A 13,145-nucleotide genomic window follows, 5' to 3' on the forward strand; every position below is an offset into this window, starting at 1 on the left:
ACGCCCTGCTATCGAAAAGGTGCACATAGGTGCGCACCGTTCTCTTCCTGCCCCGAGCCGTCCTGTTGACCGTGCTCGTACCTGACAGGCGTGACTTTCCCGCCTGCCGCTGGAACCACTCCAGCGGCAGTGCCATACGTTGCCGCATGACTCGCCTCGGGTAGCGCCGTTCTCGCCACAAGGGCGCCGGTGGCGAGCCGTTGCAGATTGATTGCGGCGTTCACGTCACGATCGTGACGGGCGCCGCAGATGCAAGTCCAGTGACGCTCACCGAGTTTCAACCCGGTGTAGTGCGCGCCGCATATCGAGCACAATTTGCTAGACGGATACCAGCGATCCGCCAGCACCAATAACGTGTTGTAGCGTTGTGCCTTGTACTGGAGCTGACGCCAGATCTCGTAAAACCCAACGTCGGCGATCGCACGCGCCAGCCGATGGTTGGCCAGCATGCCGCTCACGTTCAGGTCTTCGATCGCCACCGCTTGGTTTTCGCGGCACAGGCGAGTCGTGAGCTTATGGATGAAGTCGGAGCGTACGTGGGTGATGTGCGCATGCAGGCGCGCCAGTGCGCGCGCATCCTTTTGTCGGTTACGCGAAACCGGCAAACGTACCCCTTTCGGGATCGCGCCCGTGATCCCGGCACCGGCCTTCGCTGCTTTCAGCTTGCGTGCATGGCGCCGCGACCGGATGCGCAGGCGCCGCTGGCTTGCGCGCAGCGGCCGTGGGGCCGCGATCTTTTCGCCGTTGGACAGAGCGGCCGCGGCGCTCACGCCGAGATCGACCCCGACCACGCCATCGCCGCGGCGCCGCATGCGGGCCAGTTGTTCCGGTAGTTTGACCTGCACGGCCAGATACCAATGGTCGGCTTCGCGTGATACGCAGGCGCCCATGATCTTGCCGGGGAGCCGCAGAACCTCGGCCAGCAAAACCTCGCCGATTTTTGGCAGCACGGCGCGCTTGCCCTCAAAACGAATCTTGTCGTTGGCAATATAAAACGAATCCCGGCAGCGGCCTTTCCGTTTAAACGTCGGTGGATAGGCTTTCTTGCCGGCTTGCTGTTGCTCGACGTAGCGACGCCAAGCTCGCTGAAGGTGCGCGAAAGGCTGTGCATGCGCATCGCGGTGGATCATTCGCAGCCACGGTCTGCCTTCGGCATCGAGCCAATCCGGGTGGGCATACTTGATCCCATTGAACTGCTTTTTCAGTTTCATGGCATCTGGCCGCTGGCCCAGCGCGGCTTGCCGCTGCCACTCAGCCAGCGCCCAGTTCCAGACCTTGCGCGCCGTCCCTGCCGCTCGCGCGAAATAGTCGCGCTGTTCGGACGTGGCTTCAAGCCGGATGCGATGGGACATCAACATTGCGCACATCCTTATTCAATGCAACATCCAACTGGCGGCGATAGTTGCGCAACCCATATAGACGACTTGAGAAGCAATGCACGATGGTCATCATGTCTTGCACCATTTCCTGTTCGGGAGACAAGCGCTCCTGATTCAGTACGAGGAATTCGAAGCCATGCTCGTGCGCGATGTGTTCGAACCATTCATACCCGAAGCGCGTCAGGCGATCCCGGTGCGCCAGCACCAGGGTTCGGACCTCGCCTCGCCCTAGCGCGTCGGTCAGCTCCAGCAAGCGCGGACGCTTGAAATTGAGCCCGCCGCCGATCTCTTCGATGAACTCGACATTCGCCAGTCCACGGGCTGTGCAAAATTCTTCCAGAACCCGGCGCTGATTGCGCAAATCAGGCTTTTGCGCAGCGCTAGACACCCTACAGTAAGCGATGATGCGGTATGGAGCCGGGCGTGACTGCAGGCCGATTCGCTCAGCAATCTGCGTTTCGCTATAGAGGCGCAGGCCAGTTGGGCTACGCGTCAATGGAGAGAACGTGCCACAGCGATCCCAGCGTTGCAACGTCTTGGGTGTCACGCCAAGCCGGCGCGCCGCCGCTCCGGTCTTCAGCATCATTTCCATGGTGTTCTCTCATGTACGCTTACGTAGATTCAGACACCGGAATTGTGACTAGAGTTCCGCTCCTTCGTCAGTGATAGGCGCCGGTGGCGGCCTCGGTCATCTTTTCGAGCGCCTGGTCGATCGTGAAGGTGGCGGCCTTCTGGCGCGGAGGAAAGTCCTTGAAGGTTTCGAGGAATTCGGTGACGATGGCCTGCCCCGCCAGGGACAGGTAGCCGTTGCGCATGAACCAGTCCCAGTACGTGTTCGAGGTGACGTCGGCGCGCTCGTAGGGATCGGTGCGCAGGTTGTACAGCTTCGGAATCCGCAGCGGCACGAAGGGATCGCACCACACCCGCAGGGTGCCGCTCGCGCGCTGCTCCATGAACACCAGTTTCCAGTGGTCGTAGCGCAGCGCCACCAGGTCGCCGTCGTCGGAAAAATAGATGAATCCCTTGCGCGGCGAGCTCGCCTCGTCTCCGGTCAGGTAGGGCAGCAGGTTGTAGCCGTCCAGGTGCAGGCTGAAGCGCTTGTCCCCGGCCTGGTGGCCGGCCTTGCATTTGTCGACGATGGCGGGTTCGCCGGCCATCGCCAGGAAGGTCGGCAGCCAGTCGTGGTGCTGGACGATCTCGTTGGACACCTTGCCGGCCGCGATGCGGCCGGGCCAGCGCACCGCCATCGGCACCCGGAACGCGCCTTCCCAGTTGGTGTTCTTCTCGCTCCTGAAGGGCGTCATCGCGCCATCCGGCCAGGTATTCATGTGCGGCCCGTTGTCGGTGCTGTACATGACGAAGGTATCGTCGGCGATGCCCAGCTGGTCCAGCAGGTCGAGCAGCTGGCCGACGTGCCGGTCGTGGTCGATCATGGTGTCGTGGTAAGGGGACTGCCAGCGTCCCGCCTGCCCCAGGCTCTCGGGCCTGGTATGGGTGAATGCATGCATATGGGTGGTATTGACCCAGCAAAAAAACGGCTGCTCGTCGGCATGCTTGCGGGTGATGAAGTCCTTGGCGGCGGCGATGAACTCATCGTCGCAGGTCTCCATGCGCTTGGTGGTCAAGGGCCCGGTATCCTCGATGCGCTGGCGGCCGACCTTGCCCCAGCGCGGCTGCACGGTGGCGTCGTCGGTGTCGCTGGCCCAGGTATGCAGCACCCCGCGCGGGCCGAAGCGCGCCTTGAATTCGGGGAACTCCTCGACCTTCGGGTAATTGGGCGATTCCGGGTCTTCCTCGGCGTTGAGGTGGTAGAGATTGCCCAGGAATTCGTCGAAGCCATGCACGGTCGGCAAAAACTCATTGCGGTCGCCCAGGTGGTTCTTGCCGAACTGCCCAGTCGCATAGCCGAGCGGCTTGAGCAGCTCGGCGATCGTCGCGTCCTCGGCGCGCAGCCCGATCGGGGCGCCGGGAATGCCGACCTTCGACAGGCCGGTGCGAAACACGCTCTGGCCGGTGATGAAGGACGAGCGGCCGGCGGTGCACGACTGCTCGCCATAGCAGTCGGTGAAGCGCATCCCTTCGTTGGCGATGCGGTCGATGTTCGGCGTGCGGTAGCCCATCAGGCCGTCCGAGTAACAGCTCAGGTTGCTGATCCCGATGTCGTCGCCCCAGATCACCAGGATGTTCGGTTTCGCGCCGCGGCGTGATGTGTTTGCCATGCTAGCCTCCCTCTCAGAAATGTCTTGCGGCTTCAGGCCACCGGCCCGAAGCCGATCACCATGTCCCCGATCGCGAACAGGCCGATCAGCAGCATGGCCAGGGCCACCATCAGGGTCAGCGACACCGGGAACGCGCTCTCGCCGTGGATCAGCCCCTGGGCCTTCAATTGCCCGCGCTCCCTGCGCAGGCCGCGCATGAAGGCCACGTGAAAGCCGATGCCGCACACCAGCATGGCGATTCCGAGCACCACCAGCGACACGCCGAAGCCGCGCGCCGCGCCGCTGCCCTCGTCGAGCACCTCGGCCTGGGCCAGCTTCAGGAACAGCTGGAAGATGGTGAAGCCAAAGCTGATCAGGGACAGCGAGGTGCGGATCACCGACATCAGGGTGCGGTCGGCGCTCATGCGGGTGCGCTGGAACGACATCCCGGTGCGGCGCGCCGACAGCTCGACCGCCGGGTCCTCGAATGGGGTCGCGCTGACGGTATCCATGGCCGGCGCGCCGTTCACGTCACCGGCTCGGCGGCCGGGAAGGTCCAGGCCCCGGACAGCAGTTCGGCGCGCGGCCGGTAGAGGCGCACCGTATAGTTCCAGCCCGGCATCACCGGTAGGCAGTTGGCGGCCCTCCCATTGCGATGTTCATTGCCGTCGGGGCAGCCGCCGAACTGCACCAGCACCGTGCCGTCCTCCTCGCGCTGCGCCGTGTAGCCGTTCACCGTGTAGGCGTCGCGCGCGTTCGGCTCGAAATAGCCGCGCGCGTTGTACACGCTGATCGACCAGAAGCCGTCCACCGGCACCTCGCCGAGGCGCAACTCGTGCACGGTGCGGCCGTCGTTGCGCCGCGGCGTCACGCCGAGGTAGAGCGCGTGCCGTTCGGGATTGCCGCCCCAGCCGACCGCGGTGCCGACCAGGTGGCGCACCGGATCGACCTGCTCGCGGGTGCCGAAGGTGCGGCGCGAATCGGGCAGGCTGGCGCCCAGCGCGACCAGGGCGTCGCGCACCCGGCCCTGGCTGGCCGCGTCCCAGTCCGGAACCTCGAAGCGTCCCGTGCGTGGCTGTTCGATCGCGATCCGGTCCTGCAGCGCGTGCGCGCGCTCGAAGTCGCCCGGCGTGGTGGGGTCGACCAGGGTGCGCACCGCCGCCATCATGTAGCGCGTGCCGACCTGCTCGCGGCTAAACGTCACGGCGCAGGCGCCATACCAGACGCCGAAGGCGTACTGCTCCTCGTCCAGCGCCATCAGCGACATGAAGCGAGCGCCGGCATCCGGCAGGATGACCGTCGCCGGCCCGGCATCGAGGTCGATCACGGCGGCCGAATACAGGGTGTCGCGGTTGGCCCGCACCACCGTCTGCGCATCGATCGGCATCAGCTCGCGCCGGTGGTCGAACCGGCCGATGCCGCCGGCCAGCTTGATCGTCGACGCGAAATACATATCGCTCTCGGCGCGCGTGAAGTTGTCGATCGTGACCGCCAACGGCTGGGCGCGCGTCAGGTTGGGCGTGACTGGCTTGTTCATGGATGTCTCCGCACTCGCTTGGTCGTGGCTAGCGCCGCCGGAAGCCGCCGCGATGGCCGCCGAAGCTGCGCTGCAGGTTCATCGAGGAGCGTTCGAAGTTCCGGGTGCGCATTTCGCCGAACTGGCGCGCGCCGCGGTCGCCGTCGAGCCGCTGGCGCATCGTCGCGGCGCCCTGGCTTGCCCTGCCCTCGGCGGCGCTCCAGCCCTGGGCGCCGTGCCGCTCCCAGCCGCCGCCCGTGTTGCGATACACCTGGCCATCGCGCCCGGCGTACACGTCGTTGCCGACCCGCGCCACCGCGCCGCCCCCGGCGCCGCGTGCGCCGGCCACCCGTTCGGCCTGGCCGCTGGCGCGGTCGACCACCACGCCGCTTGCCCCCTGCACCGCCCTGCCGCTGACCGGGTCGGCGATCACGCCGCGCCGGCCGGCGGCGGCGACGCCGCGCGCGGGGTCGGCCGCGATTCCCCTTGCGCCGGCGGCCACGGCGCCGCGCGGCCCCTGGGGCACGCCGCGCGCCCCGGCCGCGAACTCGCCGGTGTACACATTGCGCACCGCGCTGCGCTGGCCGGCGGTGGCCACGCCGGTGCGTGAGTTGTACGAAGAGCCGACCCGGCTGGCCCAGGCGTTGCCACTCCAGGCATCGAAACCGCCCGCGGCGCGGCCCACGCTGGCGCGGTTGCCCCACTGCGAATAGATATTGCCCGTATAGCCGGCCCAGCCACGCGCGCCCCAGGCCACGGCGCCGCCGCGCGCGCCATAAGCGGCGCCGCCCCATGCCGGCGCCGCCCAGGCGCCCCAGTAGGGATACGGGCCCCAGCCCCAGCCGCAGGACGAGACTGCCGCGCCCCAGGCCCAGCCCAGGCCGAAGGCCACCGCCCAGCCGGTCCAGGGTGTGTAGGCCACCGACGCGCCATAACCGTAGGTGACCGGCACGCCATACCAGTAGCTACCCATCCAGGGCTGGTAGGCATAGCCGGTGCCGTAGACCACCACGCCGCTGCCGGGATCGACCAGGGTGCCCTGGTAGGCCGGGGTGTAGCCGACCGTCACGCTGCCGTCGTCGACGCCGTAGATGCGCACCGCCGTCACGAAGTACAGCGGCGACTCGGGCGGGATCGCATAGATCTCGGACGGCACGCTGGTCGCCACCCGGTACGGGCCGGCGGGCGCGCTGGCGGTGAACCAGACGCCGTCCTGCACCGCGTAGTAGCTGGCCGGCCCGGCCTCGATGATGGTGGTGGCGGTATTGACGATGTAGCGCAGCGCGGTGCCGGCGATCGGCCGGAACTGGGGCGGCCCGTCGAACACCGGCGTCGGCAAGGTGGTCTGCGCGACCTGCACCGTCGCCGTCTGTGGAATGGCGGCCGCGATCGCCGCCTCGCGCGCCTGGGCGGTGCCGGCCACCGAGGCCTTCACGTTTTCCTTGGCGCTGTCGTCGGGAATCGCCGCGAAATCGGGCGGCAGCGCGGACTGCGCCACGTATTCCCACGGTCCGCCCTCGTCGACGGCGCGGAACCAGCGCCCCGAGGCCAGCACATAGGTGCGGCTGTCGAGCGTCGACTTGAACACGTTGCCGGTGGTGTTGTCGGCGTACAGCAGGCGGGTGCCGGCGATCGGCACATAGCGCGGCGCGCCTTCGGTCACCACCAGCTCGGTCGGCGCGGTGGCGAAGACCAGCGCCGGCGCGCCGGCGGCCAGGCGCGGCGCCGGATCGTCCGGCGACGCCTGGCCGCTCAAGGGATCGGCCAGGTGCGCGTCCGCCACCTGGCGCCAGGCCCGTTCGAGGTCGGCGCTGGGCGCCGCCAGCACGCTCCAACGGCCGTCCAGGCTTGGGGCGCTCATCCAGCCGTCGAAGATCTTCAGGTAGTGCACGCTGCGCGCATCGCGCAGCAGCAACGGCCGGGTATTGATCACGCGCTCGAGCGGCAGCCCCGCCAGGCGGCGGTAGACCGGCGCGCCGTCGATGCCCACCAGGATCGCAGGCACGGTGGAAAACACGAAGCGCGGCGGCGTGTTGCGCAGGGCTACCTGCGCGCTCGCGCGGCCGGCGCCGAGCGCCTGCAGGTCCGCCTCCAGGCGGTCGAGTTCGATGGTGCGCGAACGGCCTTCGAGTTCGGCGCGGATCGCCGCCTCCCAGGCGCCCTTCTCGGCGGCGGAGGCGGACGGAAACTCGGACTGCACGATGCGGGCCCGCACCAGGGTCACGCTGCGGGTGCCCTTGTCGACCAGGGTGTCGGCCTCGAGCGTGACGACGCCGTAGCGGGTGCGCGGCGGCTCGCCGGCGCTGGCGCCGACGGCGGCGCGCGCCTGCAGCCGCGCGCCATCCCAGGCGTCGAGCTGGGGCTGGTACATGGTGAGCGTGACGGCGCCGGCGCGCACCTGGCGCGGCCAGCGCGCGGGCTCCTGCGGCGCAGCATCGCCCACGCGCGCCTGCGGGTTGTCCTGCGACGCGGTCGGTCCCTGCGCGGCGCACGACAGGCTGGACGCCAGCGCCACCAGCAGCGCCAGGGTCGGCCAGGGCCTGGAGCCGGGCTTCATTGCAACGCTCCCGCGGGCGGCGCGAACACGGTGCGCCAGGCGCCGGCCATGCCCGCCACGGTCCAGCCATCGCGCGCCGCGCGCAGCAAGGCTTCCTCGGCGCCGCCGGTGTACGCATATTCGCGCTCGGCGTCGTCGTGGTGGATCAGCAGGCACATCGAGGCGCCAGGGCCGCGCGCGCAGTAATCGAGCATCTGGATGTCGCCGTTGGCGTTGCCGGCGGCGAAGATCGGACGCCGTCCCAGCCGGCTCCAGATGCGCACCGGCTTCATCGGCCCATCGTCGAACACCTCGACCGCGGCGGTGTGGACGATGTCGCCCACGTCCTCGCGGTACTCGAGCGCGACCGAGCTGCCAACCACGTTCTCGGGCGGGATGCCATACACCTCCTCGGTCACCGTGCGCATGAAGTCGCGCGTGCCGCCGCTGGCGACGCAATTGGTGAAGCCGTGCCCCGCCAGATAGTGCAGCAGCTCCGTCATCGGCGCGTAGGTGCACTCGAGATAGGGCCGGCCCAGCTCGGGATGGCGCCCGCCGCGCAGGAAGTCGCCAGCCGCGCGCGCGAAGTCGTCGGTGCTGAGGCCGACATAGCACTGCAACAGGCCGTCGACCATGGCATGCAGGGCAGTGTCGTCGCCCCGGTAATGGCGTTCGATGGCGGCGCCCAGCCAGGCATAGTCGCGCGCCAGCACAGCCTTCCACGGCTGGCGCGCAGCCAGCGCAGGGTCGCGCTCGGCCATGCGCGCGAGCCGGCGGAACAGGAATTCGGCCTGGATCGGACCGGGCTTCTCGCACCACAGCGTGCCGTCGTTGTCGAACACGGCGATCCGGCCAGACGGCGGCACATGGGCGCTCGATTCCTCGTCCGTCACGCGCCGCACGAAATCGATGATCTCGTCGCGGGCGGGGCCGTCGGTCCAGGAAGGAAGCACGGGCGTCATCGTCTTCTCCTCACTGCGGCACCAGCGCGTGGCGCCGCAGCCAGAGCTGGTAAGGGAGCGCCGCGAGCAGGCCGACGATCACGAACAGCAGCACTGTCGCCCGCACCTCCTCGCCCAGCGAATTGGCGCTCGCGACCAGCATCGCGATACCGGGATGGCGCGTCGCGCACGACAGCGCCAGCGCGACCCGGTCGTGCGGCTCCGGCCCGCCCAGCACATGGCCGGCCACCAGGCCCGCCAGCACCACGGCCAGGATCACCAGCACCGTGCCGTCGCCGACCAGGCGCGCCAGCTCGGGCGCCGCGGTCACCAGCACCGGCAGGCAGGCCAGCGCCAGCAAGCCCATGGCGAACTTGCCGACCAGCGGCGCCGCGCGCACGGCCGGGCCGGGCGCCAGCGCGCGCAGGCCCAGGCCGAGCCCCAGCGGCACGAACAGCGACACGAACACCAGCTGCGCCACCGCCAGCGGCGCCACCGCGGCGTGGGCGTCGAACAGCCAGGCCAGGATCGCCACCGCCGCCGGCACCGTCACGATCGACAGCAAGGCGACCGCCACCAGCAGGCCATAGGCATAGGGCTTGCGCCCGCCGAAGCGGATCTCCTTGGCCAGCACGATCGGCGGCAGCGGCGACACCGCCATCAGCACGATCGCGATCTCGACCGATTCCTTCAGCGGCAGCAGCGCCACCAGCAGCCCCGCGACCAGCGGCACCACGACCACCACCGCCAGCAGGGCGCGCAGCAGCAGGCGCGGACGGCGCAAGACGTACAGGCCGTCGCCCCTGGCGATATCGAGGCCGATGCCCAGCGCCAGCAACAGCAGGCTCGCGTGCAGGGCCAGCGCCACCAGTTCGTGCAGCATGTCCATATCGTCTCCCATACAGCGCCCGGCCACCGGTGCCCCGACCGTCCATCGATGTTAGCCGCGGCGGCCGCGCGGCGGCATTGGACCATGGTCCCAAGGAATGACCGTGTTGGACGAAAGTCCAATAGCGCCGGCGTGCGCGGTGGCGTTAGGCTGTGCTGCCCGGGCAATCCGCCGCGAAAGGATGAACGATGGATCTGAAGCGCAAGGCAGGCTTGATGGCGTCGGCCTATGATTTCGACGGCGGCTATCCGACGCCACAGACGGTGCGCCAGGCCTATGACGACATGGACACGGCGCGTGCCCTCCAACTGTACCGCGTGTTCTACCCAACGGTGTCGTGCGCCGCCATCGTCGAGAGCAATGCCAGGATCGGGCTCGCGCCGAACCGGGTATTCGGACTGATGGATACCCAGCCCCGCCACGTGGGCTATACGCTCAACTCCGACACGCCCTACGGCGCGATCCCACTCGACCTGCGCGCCGGCCCGCTGGTGCTCGAACTGCCGCCCGGCCCCCTGGTCGGCGCCGTGATCGACATCAATCAGCGCCCGATCGCCGATATCGGCATCCCCGGACCGGACGCCGGCATGGGCGGCCGCCACCTGCTGCTGCCGCCCGGCTACGCTGGCGACATCCCGGACGGCTACCACGTGGCCAGCGCCACCTCGTTCAGCGTGATCGGCGCCGCGCGCGCCCTGCCGGTCGATGGCGACGTCGCCGGCGCCTTCGCGCTGCTGCGCCGGATCCAGGTCCATCCGCTGCGGGCAGACGCGCAATGGCGCACGCCGGAATGGATCGACATGACGCCCGCACCGCAGGATTCGACGCCCCATGCCTGGGAAGACACGCTGCGCTTCTGGGAAACGCTGGCCGCCGTGGTGCGCGCCGAGCCGCCGCTCGCCGCCTGGCGCGAACATTATGGCGAGCTGGCCGCCCTCGGCATCACGCGCGGCGCGCCCTTCGCGCCCGACGCGCGCATGCGCGGCATACTGATCGATGCCGCCATGGCCGGCTGCGCCCAGATGCGGGTGCTGTCCTTCGCCGACCGCCGTCCCGACCGCGTGGTCTGGCCCGACCGCCAGTGGGAATGGGCCGCGCTGCGCTTCGAGAACGGTTCCTTCGACACGCCAGACTACACCGACACCCATGCGCGCGACAAATGGTTCTTCCAAGCCATCGCCGCCTCGCCGGCCATGTTCCGCCGCAGCGCCGGCGGCGGCTCGGTGTACTGGCTTGGATTGCGCGATGCGGGCGGCGCCTCGCTGGACGGCGGCCGCCACTACCGCCTGCGGGTGCCGCAGCCGGTGCCCGGCAAGCTGTTCTGGTCGGTGACCGTGTACGACGCGGGCACCCGCAGCCAGGTCGCCACCGCCCAGGGCAAGGCCGCGCTGCGCTCGCTGTTCGAGCTGGCCGGCGCCGCCCGCGACGACGTGGCCGAGCTGCGCTTCGGCCCCGACGCCCCGCCCGGCCACGAGGCGCAGTGGATCCAGACCATTCCCGGCCAGGGCTGGTTCGCCTACTTCCGTATCTATGGGCCCGAACCGGCCGCCTTCGACGGCGCCTGGAAGCCGGGCGACTTCGAGCCGCTCCCCACCCTACCGCCACCTGCGAGGTGATCATGCCGACATCATTGCACAACACGACGCGGCGCAGCTGCGTATTCGCCGCCGTTGCCGCGCTCGGGCTCGCCGCCTGCTCGAGTCAGCCGACCCGCGACGAAACCCAGGCCCAGGTCGACGCGGCCCAGGCCACCCTGGCCAACTTCGTGCGCGACCCCGACATGACCTGGTTCCGCGAGCACGTGGGAAGCGCCAAGGCGGTGCTGATCAGCCCCCAGATCGTGCAGGCCGGTTTCATCGTGGGCGGCTCGGGCGGTTCGGCGGTGCTCATCTCGCGCGATGGCGAAACCTGGGCCGGCCCGGCCTTCTACCGGATCGCCGCGGGCTCGGTGGGATTGCAGGCCGGCGCCCAGGCGTCCGAGATGGTGGCCCTGATAATGAGCGAGAAAGGCGTCAATTCGCTGCTGTCGACGTCGTTCAAGCTGGGCGGCGACGTGAGCGTCGCGGCCGGCCCGGTCGGCGCCGGCACGGGGGCGCCGATCAATGCCGACATGGTGGTGTACACCCGTTCGAAAGGGCTGTACGGCGGCCTGAACCTCGACGGCACCGTCATCTCGGTCGATGACGGCCGCAACCACGCTTATTACGGCCGGGCGGCGACGCCGGTCGACATCCTGGTCTCGCACAGCGTCAGCAACCCCCATGGCCAGTCGCTGGCCCGGGTGGCGTCGAGCGCGGTGGGCGAGTGAGCTAGCGCGCCAGCAGGCGGCGCAGCTGGGCCGCCTGGTAGGCGCCGAAGGTATCGCCGAACAGGCAGCGGATCAAGGGATCGTCGACCACGTCGGCATCGATCAGTTCGCGCTCGGCATCCGGCGCGAAGCGCTCGTCATTGATGCGCATGTACATCGAGGTCAGCGACTCGCCCAGCGCGAGCGCCGCATACAGCTTGGCGGCCGGGACCTCGGTGCTCCAGCCGAGCGGGCCGGCGGCGCCGTCCAGCAGTTCCGCGCTGTCGTCTTCGAGGCGGTAGTGATAGTGGCGGGCCTGGCCGGCATGGTCGAACAGCGACAGGCGCCAGATGCGGGGCCGGTCGAAATAGGCCGACCCGGCCTCGATGTCGCCATACCTGGTCACCAGTTCCCGGCGGCAGTATTCGGTCACGCGCGCCTGTTCCTGCGCGTTCAACGGCGCGAAATGGCGCGCGATCTCGCCGGTGGACGGGGGCGCGGCATTGCCGGCATAGGCGTAGTCGACGTCCTGCTCGCCCACCGGAACGACCCACGCCAGCGGCGGCGCCGGATGCAGGCCGGCGGCGTCGAGCCGCACCGACACCGAGGGGTTCAGGCGCACCACCCGCGCCTGCGGCAAGGCCGCTCCCACCTCGTGCGCGAAACGGGCGTAGGAGATCGGAAAGAAGGCGCGGTTATACCAGGACCACGGCTCCTGCCGGAACTGGCAGGAACTCGGCACGATGTAGCGCGGCGCCAGCGCGCGCAACTGGACCAGCCACTGTTCGGGCAGGCCCGGCGGCGCCGCGGCGTGGCGCGACGGCGCCAGCACCTCGAGCTCGCGCATCGTCTGGAACGGCCACAGCACCATGTCCCACGGCCCCTGCGCGACCAGCTGGCCCAGCGTGTCGTCGTCGATCCAGGAGTCGACCACGTTCAGCACGTTCATGCCGGCGGCGCGCACCTGGAACATCGAGTCGACGTCGATATCCATCGCCTCGCGCGCGATCACCGTGAACGGCCCGACCTCGACCGCCCGGTCCAGGGCCAGCGCGTGGACGTTGGTGAACCCCAGCTGGCGCAGCATGTCGAACAGCGCCCCGAACTGGCAATACAGGTGGATCGGCGTCGCGCGCTCCAGCAGGTCGAGGCTGTCGAGCGAGCAGTGGTCGTCGTGGAAGTGCGAGATGAACACGGCGTCGAAGCGCTGGCGCCGGATGGCCTCCAGGTCGAAGCGCACGTCGGGGAAGGCATGGCAGTTGCGGCTGAACGGGTTCTCGAAGATGGGGTCGAAGGCGATGCGCCTGCCCTCGCACTCGAAGACATACCCCGCGTGCAGGATCCTCGATATCGTCAGCTCCGCCATGCCCTGCTCTCTCCCCGTGAAAGGGGGCATTCT

The 13,145-nt window shown here is 69.0% G+C and carries 11 protein-coding genes; 2 read left to right on the plus strand and 9 right to left on the minus strand.

Going from position 1 to position 13,145, the window contains the following annotated elements; all coding sequences use genetic code 11:
* Positions 1–8: 8 nt before the first annotated feature.
* From KY496_RS06290 to KY496_RS06325, 8 genes are all read right to left on the minus strand, one after another.
* Positions 9–1,358, minus strand: a complete 1,350-nt coding sequence (locus tag KY496_RS06290) for an RNA-guided endonuclease TnpB family protein (RefSeq protein WP_219864237.1) — start codon at positions 1,356–1,358, stop codon at positions 9–11.
* Positions 1,330–1,971: an IS607 family transposase gene (locus KY496_RS06295; protein WP_219864238.1), complete on the minus strand. Its 642-nt coding sequence runs from the start codon at positions 1,969–1,971 to the stop codon at positions 1,330–1,332. The genes KY496_RS06290 and KY496_RS06295 overlap by 29 nt, the downstream gene beginning before the upstream one ends.
* A 67-nt stretch (positions 1,972–2,038) precedes the next feature.
* The gene (locus tag KY496_RS06300; protein WP_219864239.1) at positions 2,039–3,598 is read right to left on the minus strand and encodes an arylsulfatase; all 1,560 of its coding nucleotides are present in this window, start codon (positions 3,596–3,598) and stop codon (positions 2,039–2,041) included.
* Positions 3,599–3,630: 32 nt separating this feature from the next.
* The gene (locus KY496_RS06305) at positions 3,631–4,089 is read right to left on the minus strand and encodes a YidH family protein (RefSeq protein ID WP_219864240.1); all 459 of its coding nucleotides are present in this window, start codon (positions 4,087–4,089) and stop codon (positions 3,631–3,633) included.
* A 14-nt stretch (positions 4,090–4,103) separates the two neighbouring features.
* Positions 4,104–5,114, minus strand: coding sequence for a DUF1254 domain-containing protein (locus tag KY496_RS06310; RefSeq protein WP_219864241.1), 1,011 nt, complete (start codon positions 5,112–5,114; stop codon positions 4,104–4,106).
* Positions 5,115–5,142: 28 nt separating this feature from the next.
* The gene (locus KY496_RS06315) at positions 5,143–7,650 is read right to left on the minus strand and encodes an autotransporter (RefSeq protein WP_219864242.1); all 2,508 of its coding nucleotides are present in this window, start codon (positions 7,648–7,650) and stop codon (positions 5,143–5,145) included.
* Positions 7,647–8,591, minus strand: coding sequence for an HAD family phosphatase (locus KY496_RS06320; protein WP_219864243.1), 945 nt, complete (start codon positions 8,589–8,591; stop codon positions 7,647–7,649). Before KY496_RS06320 ends, KY496_RS06315 begins: the two co-directional genes overlap by 4 nt.
* 10 nt (positions 8,592–8,601) lie before the next feature.
* Complete coding sequence (locus KY496_RS06325; protein ID WP_219864244.1) at positions 8,602–9,459, minus strand: hypothetical protein; 858 nt, start codon at positions 9,457–9,459, stop codon at positions 8,602–8,604.
* Positions 9,460–9,647: 188 nt separating this feature from the next.
* On the opposite strand from KY496_RS06325, the gene KY496_RS06330 reads away from it, so the two are divergent.
* Together KY496_RS06330 and KY496_RS06335 are read left to right on the plus strand one after the other, a co-directional pair.
* Entirely contained in the window at positions 9,648–11,075 is a 1,428-nt protein-coding gene (locus KY496_RS06330; protein WP_219864245.1) for a DUF1254 domain-containing protein, read from the plus strand.
* A 2-nt stretch (positions 11,076–11,077) separates the two neighbouring features.
* Complete coding sequence (locus tag KY496_RS06335) at positions 11,078–11,767, plus strand: lipid-binding SYLF domain-containing protein (RefSeq protein WP_219864246.1); 690 nt, start codon at positions 11,078–11,080, stop codon at positions 11,765–11,767.
* Position 11,768: 1 nt separating this feature from the next.
* Here the strand turns inward: KY496_RS06335 and KY496_RS06340 are convergent, their stop codons facing one another.
* Complete coding sequence (locus KY496_RS06340) at positions 11,769–13,112, minus strand: MBL fold metallo-hydrolase (protein WP_219865066.1); 1,344 nt, start codon at positions 13,110–13,112, stop codon at positions 11,769–11,771.
* Between the last annotated feature and the right edge of the window lie 33 nt (positions 13,113–13,145).

Origin of the sequence: Massilia sp. NP310 (assembly GCF_019443485.1) — a bacterium.
Classification (GTDB): Bacteria; Pseudomonadota; Gammaproteobacteria; order Burkholderiales; family Burkholderiaceae_D; genus Telluria; species Telluria timonae.